Genomic DNA, 18536 nt, shown 5'->3' with positions numbered 1-18536 from the left:
TGATAGGCGGCTCCGCCATTAAGCTTGTTTCGTTAATATTTCACAAAAAAATCAGGAACCTTTCTATGCTGCGTTTTGCCCCAAGCCCGACAGGAGATATGCACATCGGAAACCTTCGCGTTGCCATTTTCAACGCCCTCCTCTCCCGCCAGCGCAATGAGCCGCTGCTGATCCGGATCGAAGATACGGACAAAGAGCGGAATATTGAAGGCAAGGATAAAGAGATCCTGCAGATCCTGGCCCTTTTCGGGATCGAATATATCGATGTTATCTACCAGAGCAACAACCTGCGTTTTCACCGCGCCATGGCGATCCAGCTGCTGCAGGAGAAGAAGGCATTCAACTGTTTCTGCACCCCCGAGGAGCTTGATCACAAACGCGAGTTGGCCAAGGAGCAGAAAAAGCCCTTCCGCTATGATGACGCCTGTACGCACCTTCCGCCCGAAGCGACGATTGACAACGAAAACCCGTTTACGGTCCGCCTGAAGCGCCCCGATGCGCCGATCACGGTCGAGGACATCATCAAGGGTTCGGCGACGTTCGACCCGGCGGATATCGACAGTTTCATTATCCTGCGCGCGGAAAAGTTCCCGACCTACAACTTTGCCTGTGCTATCGACGATATGCTCGGCGACATCTCCCTGGTCATCCGCGGCGAGGACCACTTCTCCAATACCTCCAAGCAGATTGCGGTCCGCGATGCCCTGGGCTACGACAAGAAGGTCGAATACGCCCACCTGCCGATTATCCTCAATGACGAGGGCAAAAAGATGAGCAAGCGCGATAACGCGTCGAGCGTCAAGTGGATGCTCGAAGAGGGGTTCCTGCCCGAAGCGATCGCCAACTACCTTATTCTCATCGGCAACAAGACGCCTGAAGAGGTCTTTACGATGGCCGAGGCAGTCGCCTGGTTCGACCTGAAAAACATCTCCCGCGCACCGGCGCGTTTCAGCATCGACAAGCTGCGTCATATCAACCGCGAACACCTCCGCCGCATGGATGATAAAGAACTCTCGCGCTATGTCGGATTCGCTGACGATGCTATCGGCAGACTGGCCAAGCTTTACCTGGAAGAGGCCAGCACGACGAAGGAGCTGAAGGCGAAGGTGGCAGCGGTGTTCGCGCCGAAGGAGATCCCGGATGAGTTCGCCGAGAGTGCCGAGGCGATCCGCGCTGCCATCAAGGCAGCCCCTTACTTCGAAGCCTTCGACGACCTCAAGCAGCATGTCGTCGACACGACGGGCATCAAGGGCAAACAGCTCTTCAAGTCCCTGCGCCTGCTGCTGACCGGTGCCGAACACGGTCCGGAGCTGGCCGACGTCTATACGGAGATCAAATCCTACCTCGGGGAGATCGTCAAATGAGTACCTTCGGAAGCATCATCGCCGGGCTCGGCGGTATCGTCCATACGCTCATCAATGTCTATATCTGGGTCGTCATCATTGCCGCGCTGCTCACCTGGGTGCGCCCCGATCCGACCAACCCCATCGTGCAGGTGCTCTACCGCCTGACCGAACCGGCTTACAGCCTGCTGCGCCGCTACGTCCCGACAGTCTTCAACGGTATCGACCTGGCCCCGCTTATCATCATTATCGGCCTGCAGGTGATCGACGTCATCTTCGTTCGCCTGGTCTACGCGTTGGCAGGTGCGCTCTAGGCATGTTTCTGAGGGCCGCCCTCGCGACGCTGCTGCTCGGCGTGCTGCCGCTGTACGCCGACATCACCCTGGACGAAATCCGTTCCAAGCCCCCTTCAAACGCCCGCAATTTCATGATCTGGCAGTATTTCGACCAGAACATCACCTCCGAACAGGCGGACGAAGCGTTCTACCTGGTCCGCAATGCCGGCCAGCGGATGTTCTTCACGTACGCGCAGAAGAGCGACCGGCCTGAAGTCGCATATACCGTTCAGTGTATGAAAATGGGCGTCAAGGAGCTGATCCGTACCGACGACTCCGGGTGCGCGAAGCTCGCGGTCTCGGTCGGGAAACTCTCCGCGATGCACAAAGACGCCCGCACACGGGTTGTCGACCTGGTGGGCGACCCCGGCCTCAAAGCGGCCGCCGAAGTCCTTGACGACACGAACCTCTCTGCACACTACAGGCAATACAGCCCCGCCCTCTTCCTCCGGGTCTATAACGGCAGCTACGGCGCCTCCAAACGCAGGCAGTTCAACTTCATCCCCGATTACGATTATATGCAGGCGCTGGTGAAGGCACCGGGGTTTACGACGGCGGTGATGAGTACGATCAACGATGAGAAGCTCTCGAAATTCGGCTGGGCCCTCACCAAGGTCGATGCCGTCGAGGGGCTTGATCCGCGGGGGCTCTTTTACCTGGGGTTGAACCAGCTGCTGCGCGGGACAAAGTCGCGGGCCATCGAACTCTTCCAGCGCTCCGGCGACAAGGCCTACTACCAGAGTGACAAGGACAAGGCGCTTTTCTGGCAGGCGCTGGCTTCCGAGAAGAACGACCTGATGTGGAAGCTACTCGCACAGAGCTGGGACATCAACTTTTATACCCTTTACGCGATGGAGAAAACGGGGACGTTCCCGGAAAACTACTATTCGCAGCTGCAGACGTCCGATGCCGTCTCAGACCTGAACCTCTCCGACCCCTTTGTCTGGAACGACCTGCTCGACACCATCGGCCGTACACCGAAAAACGAACTCTATGCGCTGGCCAAACGGTACGACGCGAAAAACCTCGTGCCGCTGCAGTCGTTTATCATCGAAAAAGCGTCGCGTTACCGCCTGCAGGGCTATGTCATGCCCTATGATGCGGAACTGGCGGATGTCGACACGGACACGAAGGCGATCGTCTATGCGCTGATGCGCCAGGAGAGCCGCTTTATCCCGGCGGCCCTGTCGCACTCCTACGCCCTGGGGCTGATGCAGATGATGCCGTTCCTGTGCCGCGCGATGGACGGCCAGGTGGATTGCGGGCGCGAGACGCTGTTCGATATGTTCGACCCGCATATCAACCTGCTCTATGCCAAGCCCCATATCGCGTGGCTGCAGTACCGCGTTTACCACCCCCTTTTCATCGCCTATGCCTACAACGGGGGTATCGGCTTTACCAAACGCTACCTGCTCAGTGACAAGTTCAACCCCGGCCTCTACGAGCCTTTTTTGAGCATGGAACTGATGCGGACGACGGAGACGCGGGAGTACGGGAAGAAAGTGCTGACCAACTACGTGGTCTATAAGAAGATACTGGGCGAGCCGGTTTCGCTTATTGATCTGTGTGAAACGTTACTTCACCCTTTAAAAACGGACCGGTTCCGAAAAACAAAGTAAGATTCGCCTCCTTCGTCGGACGGAATAGCAGCTGGTAGTAGCGGTTCCACGGGTTGTTCAGCGGCATCAGCTCCCGCAGCGAGCAGTTCTCGTCCAGCTGGGCCAGCCCGACGGGCGTTTTGCCGTTGAGGGTCACGTTATAATCCTCGAGCGTCCGTCCGCCGCGGTCGAAAAGGGCGATGAAGAATGACGGCCTTTGGCCGTAGAGCTGCGGATCGACGGGATTGAGGTGCAGGATGCTGATCAGGGCGGCGGTACGGTTGGCCTCATCGGTCAGCGTCACGCGTTTGAGGTTCGCCACCGCCCTCTCATGCCGGCTGTCGAGCTTGGTGAAGTGGGTGAAGGCGCTCTCTTTGCTGCATGCGGAAAAGAGTACGGCGGTGATCAAGAGGGTGGGCCAAAAGCGCATGGGACTCCGGAAAGCATGATTTTCAGCATTATAGCGGAATGTCGCCGCGCTGCCCATTTGCGCCCATCTTAAGAGATTTTCAACCATTGTGGACTATAATCCCCCATATTTAAAGGGAGAGATCCCGGGGATGCAGTTACCATGAAAAAACGTCTTGCCGTTGCCTTTACCGGCCCTTCGAACAGCGGAAAAACGACACTGATCGTCAAAGTGGCCGCCAAGCTGATGCATGAGCACGGCAAAGAGGTCGCCATCATCAAGAACGACCCGAAGGACAAAGCGCGTTTTGACATCCCTGGCAAGGACAGTTACAAGTTCACCGATACGGGTGCTGAAGTTATCGTAACCTCGCCGAGCCGCACCACCCTCTTCTCCCACCGCCACCATGAGCTCGACGAACTGATCAAGCTCTTCGGCCACTTCGACATCCTGCTCGTCGAGGGCCTCAAAACCCTGCCGCTGCCGCGGATCAGCATCTTCCGCGACCGCATCGACGAGGCCTATTTTCCCTATATGAACGCCCTCGCCGTCGACGACAGCGTCACGCTGGACGACTATAACCTTCCCGACAAGGTCGCCGTCCTCGATCTCAACGACCCCGACGCCGTCGTCGGGTGGATCCTCAACCATGCCAAGGAGATATAATGCAGACACTCGCCCCCGTCTTTGAAGCCATTGAACGTGCAGCGCACCGTATTCACGAAGCGATCACCAACGAAGATACCGACTATTCGGCCCACTCCAACCAGTCCGGAGACGTTCAACTCAAGCTCGACATCCAGAGCGACCTGATCATCGCCGAGGAGTTCTCCCGCCTTCCGCTCGTCAAGGCGATTGCCAGCGAGGAGAAAGAAGAAGAAGAGATCCTGCACGAAGGCGGCCAGCTCTGCATCGCCTATGACCCCCTCGACGGCTCCAGCCTGATCGACGTCGACCTGAGCGTCGGTTCCATTTTCGGTATCTACGACGGCGAATGGAGCGCGCAGAAGATGATCGCTTCCGTCTACGTCGTCTACGGGCCGCGTACGGAGATGGTGACGGCCTATAAGAACAACGTCCGCCACTACACCTGGCGCCACGGCCGTTTCAAAGAGCTCGAGCAGATCAAGATCGGCGAAAAAGGCAAGCTCAACGCTCCTGGCGGTACCCAGCAGCACTGGCCTTCCCACCACAAACAGCTCATCGACGGCCTCTTTGCAGAGGGATACCGCCTGCGCTACTCCGGCGGCATGGTCCCCGACCTGCATCAGATCCTGCTCAAAGGGGGCGGACTCTTCAGCTACCCGGGCACGACGGACAAACCCGACGGCAAACTGAGAAAGCTCTTCGAAGTCTTCCCGTTTGCATTCGTCTACGAGATGGCCGGCGGCGCGGCGGTTGACGAGAAAGGGAACCGCCTGATGGACCTGCCCTGCAGCGATCCGCATGAAACGACCCCGTGCTTCTTCGGTTCCAAATACGAAATCGGCAAGGTAAAAGCGGCCTATGGCGCAGAGTGACGCGGAAAAAGACCGTTTCGAACTGCAGCTCGATGCAATGATCGAGAAACTGCAGGCGTGCCAGGCCGAGCACGGCGTTAAGAGCTGCAGCATCTGCGAGCACTGCCTGGGATGCGACGTGCGCAAGAGCTACGTCGCCGCCGTCTACGACAGCATGTCCAAGGGCGAGACCGGCGGATTCGAATTTTAACAAGGATATTAGAGAGTATGAGCTATTACGTCACCACCCCCATCTACTACGTCAACGGCGAGGCGCATATCGGCCACGCCTATACAACCTTTATCGCGGATGCGCTGGCCCGCTACCACCGTCTGATCGGCGAAGAGGTCTATTTCCTGACGGGGACGGACGAACACGGCCAGAAGATCGAAGAGTCGGCGAAGAAGTTCGAGAAACCGACGCAGCAGTTCGCCGACGAGATCAGCGCCAGCTTCCGCAACCTCTGGGACGAATTCGGCATCAGTTTCGACCAGTTCATCCGTACGACGGACAAGGACCATATGACCGGTGTCCAGAAGGCGTTTGAGAAGATGTACGCCAAGGGGGATATCTACAAAGGCAACTACGAGGGACACTACTGCGTCAGCTGCGAGACCTTCTTTCCCGAAACCCAGCTCATTGACGGGGAGTTCTGTCCGGACTGCGGCCGCTCGACCACTATCGTCAAAGAGGAGAGCTACTTCTTCAAGCTTTCGGCGTATGAGCAGAAGCTGCTGGATTATTACGAAGCGCACCAGGACTTTATCCTGCCGAAATCCCGCCGCAACGAGGTCATCAACTTCGTCAAGGGCGGTCTGAATGACCTTTCCGTGACCCGTACGAGCTTTACCTGGGGCGTGCCGCTTCCCGAATCCGTCGGGGACAACAAGCACGTCATGTACGTCTGGCTCGACGCCCTGCTCAACTATATCACGGCGCTCGGCTACGGCCGCGACGAGGCGAAAATGGAGTTCTGGCCGGCACAGATGCAGCTCGTGGGCAAGGATATCCTCCGCTTCCACGCGATCTACTGGCCGGCGTTCCTGATGAGCCTGGACCTCCCGCTGCCCAAGCATATCGGTGCGCATGGCTGGTGGACCCGCGACGGCGAGAAGATGAGCAAGTCCAAAGGCAACGTCGTCAGCCCCAAAGAGGTCGCCGATGTCTACGGCCTGGAGAACCTGCGCTACTTCATGATGCGCGAAGTCCCCTTCGGGCAGGACGGCGACTTCTCCCAGCGCGCCCTGATCGACCGGATCAACTCCGATCTCAGCAACGACCTGGGGAACCTGCTCAACCGCATTATCGGTATGAGCGGCAAATACTCCGATTTCGTCATCGACAGCAGTGACGTCATGACCTACCACAAAGCGGAGATGGAAGAGGTCGAAGCCGTGCTCGGCAGTGTCGAGCGCTTCCTGGACGAGGTCCAGACGCACCGTTTCCTCGAAGAGCTGTGGAAGCTCTTTACGATCGGTAACAAGGCGATCGAGGCGCATGCGCCGTGGGTCAAGATGAAAGAGGGCAAAAAAGAGGAGGCGCTGGCGCTGGTGGCACTGGTGGCCAACATCCTTGCCAAAGCCTCCGTGCTGCTGCACCCTTTCATGCCGAAAACGACGGCGACGATTGCGGATGCGCTCGGATTCGCCATCGACACCAACGCGTATAACGATCTCGTCAAAGGCGGCAAACTGCTGCCGACCTTCACGATCAAGCAGGTCCCGCCCCTCTTCCCGCGTATCGAAGCCCCGCTGATGGACCAGGCCCCGGCGGCACAGCCGAATGCCAAAGAGGAGGAGGCGCCGAAAAAAGCGAAAGCGGCGGCACCGGCCGAAGCGGACAACCTGATCACCATCGACCAGTTCTTCCAGACTCAGCTCAAGATCGGGACCATCGTCGAAGCCGAAGAGGTGCCCAAAAGCAAGAAACTGCTCAAGCTCCAGGTCGACGTCGGCGAGGAGAAACCGCGCCAGGTCGTGGCAGGGATCCGCGAATATTACGAGGCGCAGAGCCTCGTCGGCACGCAGGTCTGCGTCGTTGCGAACCTGAAACCCGCCAAATTGATGGGCATGGTCTCCGAAGGGATGCTGCTGGCAGCCAAGGATGACGAAGGGCTCTCGCTGATGCGCCCCGAAGCACCGAGAAAGGCAGGCAGTTCGGTCGGATGAGGCTCCAGAACCTCCTCTCATTGACGGGGGCGGAGATGATGTCCGACCCGGCGGTGACGCTTGTCGACGCCATTGTTCTTGACGTCCAGAAGGTGAGACGTGGTGATCTTTTTATCGCCTTTGATGCGGCGGACATCCCCAGGGCGGTGGCCAACGGCGCCTATGCCGTGCTCTATGAAGAGGCGTGTACGGTGACCGACCCCGAAATCGCTTGGCTGAAAGTGGAGTCGGTCGAGTATACGCTGCTGCGCCTGCTGCGTTTCCGCATGCTGGAGAAGTCGCTGCATGTCTACAGCTGCGACGACGTCACCCTTGCCGTAGCCTCCCAGATGCTCAAAGATCCGCGCTGCTACGTCTGGCAGGGGACGCTCCGCAGTCATTTCTACGATCTTTGGGAGCTTCGTGAGGGCAGCTGGGTCTTCGTACCCGAACGCAAACGCTGCGAGGATCTCTTCGTGCAGGTGCTGCCGCTGCCCAAGACGGGTAACGTTCCCGTCGACATTGCGGAGCAGACCCTTTTTGAAACTTCGTTTGTCCTTGACGACGTCTACTACGAGCGGATGCAGCTCTCCCCTTTCTTTCTCCCCTACCTTGGCCATCTTTATCAATTCGCCAAGTCGCAGGGCTTGACATTCATTGTCGGCGGGATGCAGGGAAGCACGCACTTCGTTCCCGTCTTCGTCGGCGACGACCTCCGGGTCAAGACCTTCGGCCAGGGCGGCAAGGTGCTTATTTTCGAACCGGACCTCTCGTTGCTGCTGCGCGAGGTGGATTTTATCCGCAGCGAAGCGAAGTGGGCCAAAATCATTTATTTGATGCCGAAGGGTTCTGCCATGGCACCCGACGATCACGACACATTCTTGCTATATGAGACCCAAGAAGATATAATGCAGCTACTAAAAACGGTTCCTTTTCATTTTGCATTGATCGGCGGACAGGACAAACGCCTGCTGGAGACGATGCATATCAAAACCGAAACACCAACCCTCTTCTAGGAGCAATTGCGTTGAACGCAGACCCCTCATCGAGTCCCCTGACGCTGCAGGAAGGACTCTCTCAAAATAAAGTCGCCGTGTACGGGATCGTACTGGGCGTAATCGCTTTCGTTTTCCATCACTATCATAACGCCTATCTCGCTACGACACTCTCCGCCGTATCCATCGCCCTGCTCTCCATGACCGTCGCCGAAGTCGCCGAAGTGCTCGCCGAACGCCTCGAAGAGCCCTACGGTTCCTTCGTACTCACTTTCAGTGCCGTGATCGTCGAGATCATCCTGCTTTACATGGTCCTGATGACGTCGCACAATGACCCCAGAGCAGTCGACACGGTCAAAGGGGGTATCATCTCCGCCGTCATCGTCGACATGAACGTCCTGCTGGGCTTGGCGGTCTTTATCGGCGGGCTGGCGTTCAAGGAGCAGGAACACAACGAAGACACCTCGAGCACCTATACGACGATCCTGCTCGTGGCGACCTCCGCGCTGCTCGTGCCGAGCATCATGCACTTTACCTCAGAGTCGCACCATGACCTGATCCTTGCAAGCAACATCATCGGGTTCGTACTCTTCTGTTTCTATATCGTCATTTTCATTTTCCAGACAAAGACACACTCTCACTTTTTCAAAGCGACGGCCCGCAGCCGCATCTTCCGCTATAAACGCCGCCTGGCAGAAGGCGAAGAGGCCGATGAGGAGCAGCCGGACGCCTTCGAACGCCTTTCGACCGTCGGTAATTTTGTCGTCATCTTCGCCCTGATCGCCCTGATCGGCATCGTAGCGGAGATCTTCGCGAATGAAGGGATGTCGCTTGTACAGGAGTACGACTTCCCGGTCGGCCTGGCGGGTCTCATCATCGCGATCATCTCCGTTGCCCCGGAGATCATGACGGCAATTACGGCGGCACGAAACGACCAGATTCAGCGGGTTATCAACATCGCCATGGGAGCCTCGACGGTGTCGATCATGCTGACGGTCCCCGCGCTGCTGGCGCTCTCCTATACGACCGCCCACCCGCTGACGCTGGACTTTAACACCCTGCAGGTCGGGGCGCTCATTCTTACCATCGTGCTGGCATGGAAAACGACGGATGACGGCTATACGAACTATTTCGAGGGGACGTCGCACCTCTTTTTCTTTATCTGTTATGCCATTATTGCCGCGTTTTACTAGGTTGGAACGCCCTGGGAACAAAGTCCCCAGGACTACGCTGGCCGCTGTGGCACTGAAGCACACGGTTGCTTTGTCCTCGCTGCGCTGCGAAATTCCGCTGCGCTACATCGGCGGCAGCGAAATGGGTGTGATATGCGAAAAAAAGTGGGCAATTATATAGGAGTTTATAGATGGATAGACGTACTTTCCTGACCGCCGCGGCGTCGACATCGTCGGCGGTCCTGCTTGAAGGCTGCAACGACGGCAACCGCGTAGCGATCGATTACAGCAAGCATCCGAAGCAGGATGACACGGCCGGCAAAACCGTCCATGTCAACCGCGGCAAAAAGACGGAGCTCAAGATCGCGACGAGCTGGCCGGCGCACTTCCCCATTATGGGCACCGGTGTCGACCGCTTCGCCGAGCGCGTTGCGCAGATCAGCGGCGGGCAGCTCAGCATCAAACTCTTCCCCAAAAATACCCTCGTCCCTGCCCTCGCCGTCTTCGATGCGGCCAGCAGCGGCCAGATCGACGGATTCCATTCGGGACCGTATTACTGGAAAGGCAAGAATGCAGCCTTCTCCCTTTTCAGCGGTTTTCCTTTCGGTATGACGGCCGAGGAGCTCAACGGCTGGATCCTCTACGGCGGCGGGCAGGAGCTATGGCGTGAACTTTACGGCCGCTACAACCTCTACCCCTTCGCCGGCGGTAACACCAATATCCAGATGGGCGGCTGGTTCCGAAAGCCGATCGAGACGCTGGAGGATATGAACGGCCTCAAAATGCGTATCCCGGGCCTTGGCGGCGAAGTGATGTCGAAACTGGGCGTCAACCCCGTGCTGCTGCCCGCCGGGGAGATCTACACCTCTTTGGAGCGCGGCGTCATCGACGCGACGGAGTGGGTCGGCCCCTACCTCGACATGAAGATGGGCTTTTACAAGGTTGCGCCCTACTACTATTCGGGCTGGCACGAACCGGGTTCCATCCTGGAGATGACGTTCAGCAAACATACGTGGGAGCGGCTCTCGGCAGAGCAGCAGGCTATCCTGGAGTGTGCCGTCAATGAGCTCAACAGTACGATGACCTTCGAATTCCAGGCGAAAAACGCCGAGGCGATGGCCTCGCTCGAAGCCAACGGCGTCAAACTGATGCGTTTTCCCGACGCCGTCACCGAGGCCGCCAAACAGGCGCTCTCCGAGGTCATCGCCGAGCAGAGTGCCCAGAGCAGTGATTTCAAACGTGTTTTTGAGAGTGCCTATGCCTACCTTGCCAGGAGCAAGACCTTCAGCGACGCCAGCCTGCGCTACTTCCTCAACGTCCGCTAGTTCTTCTCTTTAAAGCGGTCGACGAAGCCGTGGCAGTAGGGCTGCTTGCGGTGACGCTCGTAATAATCCTGGTGGTAGTCCTCCGCTTTATAAAATGCTGATGCCCCGATCAGTCTCGTTTTGACGTCATAGCCGTTCCTGCGCAGGCGGTCGATGAGCTTCTGCACCGTTGCTTTTTCCGCAGCGTTGTTATAGAAGACGGCGCTCTGGTACTGGGCGCCGACATCGGGCCCCTGCCGCCCCTCCTGGGTGGGGTCATGGATCTCGAAGAAGGTTTTGGCGAGGGTCTCGTAGTCGACCTTTGAAGGGTCGTAGGTGACGGCGACGGTCTCAAGGTGGCCCGTGTTCCCCTTGATCACATCGTAATAACCGGGATCTTTTTTCGATCCGCCCATGAAGCCCGAGACGACCGATTTGACGCCCGGGATCTTCTCCAGATAGTACTCCACACCCCAGAAACAGCCGCCGGCGAAGTAAGCGACCTTCTCGTCGGGGATAAACGCCATGGAGATGGAGTTGACACAGTGGCGCAGGTTCTTCTGCGTCAGGTGCTCGCCGCTGAAAACGTGCCCCAGGTGGGCGCCGCAGCTGGCACAGACGATCTCTGTACGGTAGCCGTCGGGGTCGGGAACGCGTTTGACGGCGCCGGGGATCTCGTCGTCAAACGACGGCCAGCCGCAGTGTGAATCGAACTTGTCCTCGGAGCGGTAGAGCTTCGCGCCGCAGCGTTTGCAGACGTAGGTGCCCTTGGCCTTGTTGTAGAGCAGTTCGCCGCTGTAGGGTCGCTCCGTGGCTTTGTGGACGATGACCGCTTCTTCCTGCGGGCTCAGCGGCTTCCAGTTGCCCACCGGTCTGTACGCGCCGGACTCCGCGGCAATAACCGGGAGCAGGAACAGGGCCAGAATCAGTATAAAAATTTTCATGGCTTCTCCTCGTCCCATCAGTATAGAGCGGGAGCATTAATCGTTCAAAAACGTATCAGTAGTAGCTGGCCTTGCGGAGTCGCATGCGTCGGCGCAGCGCCTTTTCGTCGGGGAGTACCGAGGCGACGAGGGCGTGGAAATCGGCGGAGTGGTTGAAGTGGACGCGGTGCGCCAGTTCGTGCACGACGGTGTAGTCGACCATCGCTTCTTCCAGCTGCAGCAGGAGGGTGTTGTAAGTGATAACCCCCGTCTTCGAGCAGCTCCCCCAGCGCCGTTTCATTTTCCGGAAACGAATGGCTTCGTAGGAGACCCCCATCTGTTCGGCGAACATGGCGGTTTTTTCGCACAGCAGCGCTTCGGCGCGATCACGGTAAAAGCGGTCGTAGCTTCGGCGGAGCGCTTCGGGCGAGTGGGCCTGAAACGCGGTGTCGATCTCCTCAAGAGTAACGATATCTCCCAGATAGAGAAGGCTTTCGCCCAGCCGCATCGAAGGCTGTGAAGAAACACGGGCCTGCTGGCGCAGGATCCATTCGCGCTTGGAAGCAACGAACGCCTGCAGATGCCTTAGTCCGCGGCCGTTGGACTTGAGCACGACCGTACCGTCGTCAGCGACGCTCAGGTAGGCATGCTTTATGCGGGGATTGATCCGGTGTTCGACACGGATGCCGTCACATTCAATCTGCATCGAGGACTGCTTTGAGTTGGCGATAGGCTTCCAGTTTGGCATCAAAGCGCATTGCAGCGTAGGCCGGAGAGGTCGAGGGGAGCAGCGTACAGGGGACGGGAAGGTCCGGAAATGCCTTGACGCACCCCTCGTATGCTTTTCTGCCGGTGCAGAAGATATGCCTGATGGCGGGGTGCGCTGCCAGGAAAGCGGGGATGTCGTTGGGGGTGAGCTCGCTGAGGTTGGCGTCGCTGGAGTTGTTTTCGCTGCGCACCAGGGAGGCATAGCTGTCCCACAGGGCGATCCCCTGCTCCAGGGCAAAAGCGCGCCGCGCCGTTTTGTCCGGGAGCGCGACGTCAAAAAGCTGTTCCATTATGGGCCAGAACTGGTTGCGCGGGTGGGCGTAGTAAAAAGCGGCTTCGAAAGAGGCGATGCTGGGAAAGGAACCGAGGACCAGGACGCGGGAACGGTCGTCGGCAATGGGGTCGAAGGGGTGTTCCAGGCGCATCTACACCCGGTGGTTCATCTTGACACTGACCTCGTCGTAGTCGGTCTTGAAAGCCTTGAGGACACGGTTCACCTTCTCGATATCGAGGGGCGAGTGCTGCAGCTGGTTGACGGCCTTGTACAGCAGGCTGAAGCGCCCTTTGCGCGCCGCGATCCATTTTTCAAGGTTCTTCGTGATCTCGAACGAGCCCATGAGCGTATCAAAAGGGATCTGGTAGATGTCGATGAGGGTCGAAAAGATGGCCAGCAGGCGCAGTTCGTCGCTGCGGCGCTCCGGGTCGGCGCTGTGGACATTGGAAACAATGGTGTTCATCAGGTCGATCCGCTCTTCGAAGAAGCGGGAAAAAGGTCCTTTTTCGACGCTGATGTCCGCCCCGCCCTTTGCATAGATGATCAGCATGAACCAGCGGCGCATCACATCGGGACCGATATCCATGATCATCGCGCGTACGGAGCGCGTGGCGTCATAGCGTTTCATCCCGGTGGAAATGAGGTACTGGAAGAACTGGATGGTGAGCTCGTTGTGGCGTTCGAACTCTTTGGCGAACTCATAGAAAGGCACCGTATCGAGCATTTTGTAAAGGCGGCTGACACCGATGTGCTTCGGTTCGAGGCGGTAATGTTTGACCGGGACCGGGTGCTGGATGTAGTAGCCCTGGAAATAATTAAACCCGAGCCCCTGGTAGGCGGAGAACTCGTCGATGCTTTCGACCTTCTGCGCAATAAGCTTGTGGTTGGCCTTCAGTACCTCGGCATGTTCAGCAACCTGCTCAATGTCGTTATTCTGAATATCGATCTTGAGATAGGCAATGTACGGCAGGACAGTTTGGAACTGGGCAATACTGTTGGCCGTAACGACGAAGTTGTCCAGGGCGAAGCGGTAGCCCTTGTCAAACAGAAGTTTCAGCTTGGCGATTTCATTGTGTCTCAGCGGTTCGTTTGCCGCGATCTCGAAGACGCACTGGTCGGGGCGGAAGGCCTCAATGATGTCCGTCATCAAAAAGGCGGGGGAGATATTGAAAAATGCAAGATCCTCCCCTACTGCTCGCTCTCTTCCGATCAGATTGAATACGCTCAGCATTACTTGCGCGGACATTAGACGATGTGTCAATGCGGGATTTGCGGCATTATTCTCACCTTCACGGTGTAGAAGTTCGTAGCCGTACGTCGCATTGGCAGCATCGATGATGGGTTGTCGCGCAACTTGTACAAACTCTGTCATCTGGCTCCTTTATATCAACTTCCGTTATTGTATTGTACAACAGTTTTCGACAGGCTTAGGAGACACCGTTTTTAACGATAGGGAATTGGGTCCCGTACGCCGGCCAGTTCAAACCCCTTCAGGCGCAGACGGCAGCTGTCGCAGACACCGCAGGCTTCGGCCTCGTCACGGTAACAGCTCCAGGTGAGTTCCAGGGGGACGTTGTATGCAATGGCCTCGGCGACGATCTGCTCTTTTTTCAGGTGCACGAGCGGCATGGCGATGGTCAGGTTCGTTTCATCCTTCGTCCCGAGGTTGACGGCACGCTGCATCGCCTCGATGTACGCTTCCCGGCAGTCGGGGTAGCCGCTGGAATCCTCCTCGACGACGCCGATGCCGATGACGGCAGCCCCCTCTTTCTCGGCAATAGCGGACGCGATGCTCAGAAAGATGCCGTTGCGGAAGGGTACGTAAGTGACCGGGACACCGGGCTCGATCCCGCCCGTCGGGACCTCGATGCTCCTGTCGGTCAGGGCCGATGCGCCGATCGCAGCGAAAAAGTCCAGGTCGATTTCGTAGGTTTGTGCGGTGCCGAGGCGCGCGGTAATCGCGCGGAAGCTCTCGAGCTCTTTTTGCTGGGTCCGCTGGTCGTAGTTGAAATGGACCGCGACGATCTCATACCCCTGGGCGCGGAGCATATAGGCCGCGAGTGTCGAATCCATCCCTCCGCTCATGATACAGACCGCTTTTTTACCCACGTTGATTTCCTTGTGTATTGATAGGTGCCATTATAGCCTGTTGGGCTTGGCTTTGAGCGCCGCCTTGATGGCATCGGCGACCCGGAAAGCGTTGGCGTAGATGGTCCAGGTGTAGGGTACGCTGCCGCCCGTGGGCATGAAACTGCCGTCGGAGACGTAGAGGTTGTCGATCCCGTGCACTTTGCACGAGGGGTCCAGCACGGACGCTTTGGGGTCCTTCCCGAAACGGCATCCGCCGGCAACGAGGTTCGGCGGCGGGGCGGACGATATGTCGCTTTGGATCTCCACCGCACCCATCTGCCGCAGCACGTTTTCGGCCTTGCCGGCCAGAAATGCACCGACTTCAAGGTCATGCGGGTGGCCGTAAAGACGGATCTTCCCGACGGGCATGCCCCATTTGTCCCGCACTCCCTCGTCGACCCCGATGAAACAGTTGTCCGTCGGGAGCCAGTCGTTGAAGACTTCGAACACGAACACACGGGAGGCTTTGAAGGCGTGTTCAAGACGCTTCTGCAGCCTGCTGCCCCAGACCAGGTTGCCGTCATCATCATACAGTTCGCGCATGGCACGGCTGACAGGGTTGGCGTGCTCAAAAAGGAAATCGATAGTGCCCCCTTTGTAGGTGCGCCCCTCCCGGTGATAGACGTACCAGTCCTGCAGGGAGCGGTTGACAAAGGCGCCGCGGGTCATCAGCTCAAAGCGCTGCCGTTCGTTCAGGCGGGAAAATTCGAACCTCCCCTGCCCGCTGCCGCCCGCGGAAAAGATCAGGTTCTTCCCCAGCTGTCCGTTGGCATTGCCGAGGCCGTCAGGGTAGTATTTATTGCGCGAGTTGAACAGCAGGCGCACGCTCTCGATCGCCTGGGCGGCAACGACAAAAGTGCCCGCCGTGACGGTGTGGGAGTTGCCGTCGGCATCAAAATAGTGTGCGGCCGTGACATGATGACGGTCTGCATCGAGCCTGTAGACGAAAACATCCGGGAGAATATCGCACCGTCCCGTCGCTTTGGCCTTCTCCAGCAGCGCCGCGCGGGCGTTCCCTTTTGCCCCCGTCGCACAGCCGTAGCTGCCGCAGAAATTCGAGTAGGAGCAGCCGCTCCGCCCCAGTGCGTCGTAGGGGAGTACGGCCCTCGGTGTGGGGATGCTGTGGTACCCAAGTGCTTCGCAGGCCGCATCGAACCAGCCGGAAATGGGCTGTTCCCAGGTCGGCGGGAAGGGGAAGTCCCTGGTGGAGCGCTGCTCCTGGAAGGGGTGTTCCACGACCCGGCCCGAGACGCCGACGACCTGCTCCACCTTCGTGAAATAGGGCTCCATCTCTTCGTAGGTGATGGGCCAGTCGACGACGTTGGCCCCCTCGATGGCCCCGAAAGTGGAGCGGAGTTTGAAATCGACCGGTTTCATCCGGTGGAAATAGCCGCTCATCAGGTTCGAAGAGCCGCCGACCATGGAGCCGTTCCAGAAGTTCCAGCCCGATTCCGCCGCGGTCACGCGATCAATGCTGCCGTCACTGTTATAGGTCTCGACGACATGCTGCTCATCCTTGAGACGCGGGGTATAGATACTGCGGCGGCTGACGGCGATCTCATCCTTGGTGAAATCCTTCTCCGTCAGGTAGGGACCCTTCTCAAGCACGAGGACGCTGTAGCCTGCGCGGCTCAGCTCATAGGCCACGGGCGCTGCCCCCGCTCCACTGCCGATGATGCAGATGTCATATTGTTTCATATCAATGCAGCCTTGGGGCGCGGATAGCCGGGTTCATGTCCCAGCCAGTGCCACCCCGCCTCATGGGTGTTCGCCCCGTAGACGGGGTCGCACAGCAGGGCTTCGAACAGGTAGGAGATGAGGCTCCAGAGCCAGCTCTCCCCCCAGGGCGTTCCGGAGAGCCATTGTAAAACCTCCTCGCGCTGCGACGGTGTGAGGCGGTAGTAGGCGCTGCCGAATTCCTTTCCGGTGTATTCGTTGAGCCAGAGTGCGCCGTTTGCGAGGAAGCGTTTATCATCGTCATCGATATAGTCATCGTGCATCACGCCGCCGAGGTAGTCGATCGCTTTGAGCAGTTGCGGCGAGGGGGCCGTACCGCCGCCGGGAAAAAGGTCGCGCTGCACGGTGGCGATGGTCTGGTAAGGCTCTTTGAGGATGGTCACGGGGCGGGCGTAATCCGCGCTGCTCTCAACGGGCAGCAGCAGGAGCGCCGCGCCCCCCAGCAGGAGGCTTCTTCGGGTAATCATGCACCGATTGTACCATAGCGGCAAAAACGTTTCAGTAACGGCATGCTAAAGCACAGATTGGCTAGAATGCCGTCTATGATTGATATCGATAACCAGACGGAATTTGAACCGGACTATACCCTTATGGAGACCATTGCCGACACGCTGAACGCGGGCGATATGGAGCTCATCATCTGTGACGACGAAACGATCCGCGTCCTCAACAAGGAGCACCGCGGCATCGACAAAGCGACCGATGTGCTGAGCTTTCCCTATGACCCCATGCCGATGGCGCCGATCGGGAGCATTGTCATCAGTGCCGACCATGTCAAAAGCGGCGCGGCGCGTTTCGGCCACAGCGAAGCGCAGGAGTGCGCCCTGCTCTTCTTGCACGGGGTGCTGCACCTGCTGGGCTTTGACCATGAGATCGATGACGGTGAAATGCGCCGCAAAGAGGAAGAGATCATCACTGCGCTCGGGCTGCCGAGCAGTCTTATCGTCCGTACCGAAGAGGAGGCGTAATGGAATACCTTGTTTTCGTTGCCGCAATGGCTACACTGATCTGGGGGGCGGATTTCATCATCCGCGAATCCGAGCGTATCGCCCTGCACTACAACATCTCCCACTTCGTCATCGGTGCGACGCTGGTCGGGTTCGGGACCTCCCTTCCGGAGATGGCGGCATCCATGATGGCATCGTGGTATGCCAAACCCGAACTGGCCGTCGCAAACGTCGTCGGGAGTGTGACGATGAATATCACCCTGGTGCTGGGGCTGGTCTTTGTCCTGGCGAAAAAAATGAACCCCGCCCGCGACCTTTTCAACCGCGACAGCGCCTGGATCCTTTTTCCCGTTATCCTCTACTTCCTGGCGGCTTACGACGGAGTCATCGGCCGTTTCGAGGGGGTGATCTTTGTCACGCTGATGGCGGCCTACCTCTACTTTCTCTTCTCCACGGACGGTTCGGAGCTGACCGAGGAGATTGATGAGAGTCTGGAAAAAGAGGCATTTGCCTGGGGGAAAACGATCGCCCTGCTGTTCGCCGGCTTCGTGATGACAATCGGCGGCGCGCACTTCGTCGTCGAGAGCGCCAGCATGATCGCCCGCAGCCTCGGGGTCAGCGAATGGGTCATCGGTCTGCTCCTGATCGCCTTCGGGACGTCGCTGCCCGAGCTGGTCGTTTCCCTGGTCGCCCTGAAAAAAGGGAATGCCGATCTGAGCATCGGGAATATCATCGGTTCAAACGTGGCGAACTTCGCCATGGTCCTCGGGGGCGCGGCACTGATCCGTCCCCTTCCCATCAGCGGTTCGAACCTGGGCGACATCTATATCATGATGGCCGCTTCCCTCGCCCTGCTCCTCGTGCTTGCCAACAAACTCTACAGCAAAGCCGGCGGGATCATCCTGCTGATGATCTTCGCCCTCTTCGTCAAAAGCGCGCTCGGGCACTGATCTC

Annotated in this window: 20 protein-coding genes; 12 read left to right on the top strand and 8 right to left on the bottom strand. The window is 58.2% G+C overall.

Annotated features, from left to right (window positions below; genetic code table 11):
- The first annotated feature begins 65 nt into the window (after positions 1-65).
- From gltX to WCX49_RS06595, 3 genes are read left to right on the top strand one after another with little or no spacing between them, the layout of a single operon-like run.
- The gene (gene gltX / locus WCX49_RS06605; RefSeq protein ID WP_345984304.1) at positions 66-1364 is read left to right on the top strand and encodes a glutamate--tRNA ligase; all 1299 of its coding nucleotides are present in this window, start codon (positions 66-68) and stop codon (positions 1362-1364) included.
- The gene (locus tag WCX49_RS06600) at positions 1361-1657 is read left to right on the top strand and encodes a YggT family protein (protein ID WP_345971490.1); all 297 of its coding nucleotides are present in this window, start codon (positions 1361-1363) and stop codon (positions 1655-1657) included. The genes gltX and WCX49_RS06600 overlap by 4 nt, the downstream gene beginning before the upstream one ends.
- Before the next feature lie 2 nt (positions 1658-1659).
- Entirely contained in the window at positions 1660-3297 is a 1638-nt protein-coding gene (locus WCX49_RS06595; protein ID WP_345984303.1) for a transglycosylase SLT domain-containing protein, read from the top strand.
- On the opposite strand, the gene WCX49_RS06590 is transcribed toward WCX49_RS06595, so the two are convergent.
- Positions 3233-3706, bottom strand: coding sequence for a hypothetical protein (locus WCX49_RS06590; protein ID WP_345984302.1), 474 nt, complete (start codon positions 3704-3706; stop codon positions 3233-3235). The genes WCX49_RS06595 and WCX49_RS06590 overlap by 65 nt on opposite strands.
- Before the next feature lie 141 nt (positions 3707-3847).
- Between WCX49_RS06590 and mobB the strand changes: the two genes are divergently transcribed.
- The 7 genes from mobB (at position 3848) to dctP (ending at position 10824) form a co-directional block, all read left to right on the top strand.
- Positions 3848-4351 (top strand): molybdopterin-guanine dinucleotide biosynthesis protein B, encoded by a 504-nt coding sequence (mobB, locus tag WCX49_RS06585; protein ID WP_345984301.1) that lies wholly within the window; start codon positions 3848-3850, stop codon positions 4349-4351.
- Positions 4351-5205: a class 1 fructose-bisphosphatase gene (locus WCX49_RS06580; protein ID WP_345984300.1), complete on the top strand. Its 855-nt coding sequence runs from the start codon at positions 4351-4353 to the stop codon at positions 5203-5205. The genes mobB and WCX49_RS06580 overlap by 1 nt, the downstream gene beginning before the upstream one ends.
- Positions 5192-5395, top strand: coding sequence for a hypothetical protein (locus tag WCX49_RS06575; RefSeq protein ID WP_345984299.1), 204 nt, complete (start codon positions 5192-5194; stop codon positions 5393-5395). Before WCX49_RS06580 ends, WCX49_RS06575 begins: the two co-directional genes overlap by 14 nt.
- 17 nt (positions 5396-5412) lie before the next feature.
- A complete protein-coding gene (metG, locus tag WCX49_RS06570) occupies positions 5413-7353 on the top strand; it encodes a methionine--tRNA ligase (protein ID WP_345984298.1) in 1941 nt (646 codons plus the stop codon).
- Complete coding sequence (locus WCX49_RS06565) at positions 7350-8348, top strand: hypothetical protein (RefSeq protein ID WP_345984297.1); 999 nt, start codon at positions 7350-7352, stop codon at positions 8346-8348. The genes metG and WCX49_RS06565 overlap by 4 nt, the downstream gene beginning before the upstream one ends.
- 11 nt (positions 8349-8359) lie before the next feature.
- Positions 8360-9520, top strand: a complete 1161-nt coding sequence (locus tag WCX49_RS06560) for a sodium:proton exchanger (protein ID WP_345984296.1) — start codon at positions 8360-8362, stop codon at positions 9518-9520.
- A 170-nt stretch (positions 9521-9690) separates the two neighbouring features.
- On the top strand, positions 9691-10824 hold the full coding sequence (dctP, locus tag WCX49_RS06555) for a TRAP transporter substrate-binding protein DctP (protein ID WP_345984295.1): 1134 nt from the start codon (positions 9691-9693) through the stop codon (positions 10822-10824).
- Here dctP and WCX49_RS06550 read toward each other — a convergent pair.
- The 7 genes from WCX49_RS06550 to WCX49_RS06520 form a co-directional block, all read right to left on the bottom strand.
- The gene (locus tag WCX49_RS06550; protein ID WP_345986795.1) at positions 10821-11672 is read right to left on the bottom strand and encodes a bifunctional methionine sulfoxide reductase B/A protein; all 852 of its coding nucleotides are present in this window, start codon (positions 11670-11672) and stop codon (positions 10821-10823) included. The two genes, dctP and WCX49_RS06550, sit on opposite strands and share 4 nt — an antisense overlap.
- 130 nt (positions 11673-11802) lie before the next feature.
- Positions 11803-12432 carry a SprT family zinc-dependent metalloprotease gene (locus WCX49_RS06545; RefSeq protein ID WP_345984294.1) on the bottom strand — a complete coding sequence of 210 codons (630 nt, stop codon included), beginning with the start codon at positions 12430-12432 and terminating at the stop codon, positions 11803-11805.
- The gene (locus WCX49_RS06540) at positions 12422-12919 is read right to left on the bottom strand and encodes a DNA-deoxyinosine glycosylase (protein ID WP_345984293.1); all 498 of its coding nucleotides are present in this window, start codon (positions 12917-12919) and stop codon (positions 12422-12424) included. Before WCX49_RS06540 ends, WCX49_RS06545 begins: the two co-directional genes overlap by 11 nt.
- The gene (locus tag WCX49_RS06535) at positions 12920-14140 is read right to left on the bottom strand and encodes an EAL domain-containing protein (protein WP_345986778.1); all 1221 of its coding nucleotides are present in this window, start codon (positions 14138-14140) and stop codon (positions 12920-12922) included.
- A 71-nt stretch (positions 14141-14211) separates the two neighbouring features.
- A complete protein-coding gene (queC, locus tag WCX49_RS06530) occupies positions 14212-14877 on the bottom strand; it encodes a 7-cyano-7-deazaguanine synthase QueC (RefSeq protein ID WP_345986777.1) in 666 nt (221 codons plus the stop codon).
- A gap of 30 nt (positions 14878-14907) precedes the next feature.
- Positions 14908-16596: a GMC family oxidoreductase gene (locus WCX49_RS06525; protein WP_345986776.1), complete on the bottom strand. Its 1689-nt coding sequence runs from the start codon at positions 16594-16596 to the stop codon at positions 14908-14910.
- Entirely contained in the window at positions 16593-17102 is a 510-nt protein-coding gene (locus WCX49_RS06520) for a gluconate 2-dehydrogenase subunit 3 family protein (RefSeq protein ID WP_345986775.1), read from the bottom strand. Before WCX49_RS06520 ends, WCX49_RS06525 begins: the two co-directional genes overlap by 4 nt.
- Positions 17103-17177: 75 nt before the next feature.
- Here WCX49_RS06520 and ybeY point away from each other — a divergent pair, with 75 nt between their 5' ends.
- Both ybeY and WCX49_RS06510 read left to right on the top strand, forming a co-directional pair.
- Positions 17178-17603 (top strand): rRNA maturation RNase YbeY, encoded by a 426-nt coding sequence (ybeY, locus tag WCX49_RS06515; protein ID WP_345986774.1) that lies wholly within the window; start codon positions 17178-17180, stop codon positions 17601-17603.
- The gene (locus tag WCX49_RS06510) at positions 17603-18532 is read left to right on the top strand and encodes a calcium/sodium antiporter (protein ID WP_345986773.1); all 930 of its coding nucleotides are present in this window, start codon (positions 17603-17605) and stop codon (positions 18530-18532) included. Before ybeY ends, WCX49_RS06510 begins: the two co-directional genes overlap by 1 nt.
- Positions 18533-18536 lie beyond the last annotated feature (4 nt).

This window comes from Sulfurimonas sp. HSL-1656 (assembly GCF_039645585.1).
Lineage (GTDB): Bacteria > Campylobacterota > Campylobacteria > Campylobacterales > Sulfurimonadaceae > Thiomicrolovo > Thiomicrolovo subterrani.
The sequence above is the reverse complement of the archived record's forward strand: the minus strand, read 5'-3'. Positions and strand labels throughout refer to the sequence as shown.

Coding starts and splice junctions, on each gene's coding strand:
- gltX (WP_345984304.1), top strand. CDS start 66: ATGCTGCGTTTTGCCCCAAGCCCGACAGGAGATATGCACATCGGAAAC.
- WCX49_RS06600 (WP_345971490.1), top strand. CDS start 1,361: ATGAGTACCTTCGGAAGCATCATCGCCGGGCTCGGCGGTATCGTCCAT.
- WCX49_RS06595 (WP_345984303.1), top strand. CDS start 1,660: ATGTTTCTGAGGGCCGCCCTCGCGACGCTGCTGCTCGGCGTGCTGCCG.
- WCX49_RS06590 (WP_345984302.1), bottom strand. CDS start 3,706: ATGCGCTTTTGGCCCACCCTCTTGATCACCGCCGTACTCTTTTCCGCA.
- mobB (WP_345984301.1), top strand. CDS start 3,848: ATGAAAAAACGTCTTGCCGTTGCCTTTACCGGCCCTTCGAACAGCGGA.
- WCX49_RS06580 (WP_345984300.1), top strand. CDS start 4,351: ATGCAGACACTCGCCCCCGTCTTTGAAGCCATTGAACGTGCAGCGCAC.
- WCX49_RS06575 (WP_345984299.1), top strand. CDS start 5,192: ATGGCGCAGAGTGACGCGGAAAAAGACCGTTTCGAACTGCAGCTCGAT.
- metG (WP_345984298.1), top strand. CDS start 5,413: ATGAGCTATTACGTCACCACCCCCATCTACTACGTCAACGGCGAGGCG.
- WCX49_RS06565 (WP_345984297.1), top strand. CDS start 7,350: ATGAGGCTCCAGAACCTCCTCTCATTGACGGGGGCGGAGATGATGTCC.
- dctP (WP_345984295.1), top strand. CDS start 9,691: ATGGATAGACGTACTTTCCTGACCGCCGCGGCGTCGACATCGTCGGCG.
- WCX49_RS06545 (WP_345984294.1), bottom strand. CDS start 12,432: ATGCAGATTGAATGTGACGGCATCCGTGTCGAACACCGGATCAATCCC.
- WCX49_RS06540 (WP_345984293.1), bottom strand. CDS start 12,919: ATGCGCCTGGAACACCCCTTCGACCCCATTGCCGACGACCGTTCCCGC.
- WCX49_RS06535 (WP_345986778.1), bottom strand. CDS start 14,140: ATGACAGAGTTTGTACAAGTTGCGCGACAACCCATCATCGATGCTGCC.
- WCX49_RS06525 (WP_345986776.1), bottom strand. CDS start 16,596: ATGAAACAATATGACATCTGCATCATCGGCAGTGGAGCGGGGGCAGCG.
- WCX49_RS06520 (WP_345986775.1), bottom strand. CDS start 17,102: ATGATTACCCGAAGAAGCCTCCTGCTGGGGGGCGCGGCGCTCCTGCTG.
- ybeY (WP_345986774.1), top strand. CDS start 17,178: ATGATTGATATCGATAACCAGACGGAATTTGAACCGGACTATACCCTT.
- WCX49_RS06510 (WP_345986773.1), top strand. CDS start 17,603: ATGGAATACCTTGTTTTCGTTGCCGCAATGGCTACACTGATCTGGGGG.